Source organism: Vibrio sp. 10N.222.46.A1, from assembly GCF_041473595.1.
Lineage (GTDB): Bacteria > Pseudomonadota > Gammaproteobacteria > Enterobacterales > Vibrionaceae > Vibrio > Vibrio tasmaniensis_A.
In genome coordinates, this window is the sequence record NZ_JBFRSN010000529.1 from 1 (window position 1) to 1066 (window position 1066).

The 1066-nt window shown below is 42.2% G+C and carries 2 protein-coding genes; both read left to right on the forward strand.

Annotated features, from left to right (window positions below):
• Positions 1–461: helix-turn-helix domain-containing protein (locus AB4496_RS15250; RefSeq protein WP_372131287.1), on the forward strand; the 461-nt coding region annotated here is incomplete at its 5' end.
• A gap of 24 nt (positions 462–485) precedes the next feature.
• Positions 486–830 (forward strand): quorum-sensing phosphorelay protein LuxU, encoded by a 345-nt coding sequence (gene luxU / locus AB4496_RS15255; RefSeq protein WP_009848644.1) that lies wholly within the window; start codon positions 486–488, stop codon positions 828–830.
• Positions 831–1066 lie beyond the last annotated feature (236 nt).

The window sequence follows — 1066 nt, forward strand, 5'->3', positions numbered from 1 at the left end:
TGATTCCATTGCATTTGCCGCCATTGCGTGAGCGTGGTGAAGATGTCATCGAAATTGCATATTCATTGCTGGGTTATATGTCTGTCGAAGAAGGCAAGGCGTTCGTACGTTTTGCTGAAGAAGTACTCGATCGCTTTAATCAATATGAGTGGCCGGGGAACGTTCGTCAGTTACAAAATGTGTTGCGAAATGTAGTGGTACTGAATAATGGTAAAGAGATTACTCTCAATATGCTTCCACCGCCATTGAACCAACCAATTGAAAACAGTCTCCGTTTAAAAGAGAAGCAGAACGAAGACATCACGGTAAAAGATATTTTCCCATTGTGGATCACTGAGAAAACGGCTATCGAACAGGCCATCAAAGCGTGTGACGGTAACGTTCCTCGCGCGGCAGGTTTCTTGGATGTCAGTCCATCGACGATATACCGAAAATTGCAAACATGGAATGCGAAGCAGTAATCACCAAATAATAAGAAAAGAGCAATGATGATAATATTAAATCAGCAAAAAGTTGATGAGCTTGCCGGTGAAATAGGGCAAGAGAATGTCCCAGTGTTACTGGAAATATTTTTAGGTGAACTGAAGGGATACTACGAACATTTAGAGCTAAATAAAGAGTCAGACACATCTAAGTATTTAGCGGATATTAGCCATGCACTTAAGAGTAGTGCTGCGAGCTTTGGAGCGGACTCTTTGTGTAGTTTTGCGATTAGCCTAGATGCAAAAGTGAAACAAGCGCTGCCAATGACAGAGGTCGACTTTCAAGGTATGCAGGATATTTTGTTATCCACCTACCAAGAGTACCAGCAGTTAATGACAGAGCTTTAACGCGGTCAATTATCACTAAAGTGGTCAGTCATCAATGAACTTAAAAAGGAGCATCGTGCTCCTTTTTGTTTTTGTTTGGTAAATAGATTCAGAAAACCGAGTTAAACCAACTGATCCCTAATTGCTTGTTGGAGTTTTAAACGGTCGTGTCGCCAATCTCTATTTGGCGAGGCAAGGTCAGTAGTCACGCAATTCCAAAGCCCTTCAAGTTCCGGATGGGGCGCGTTACCTAATAC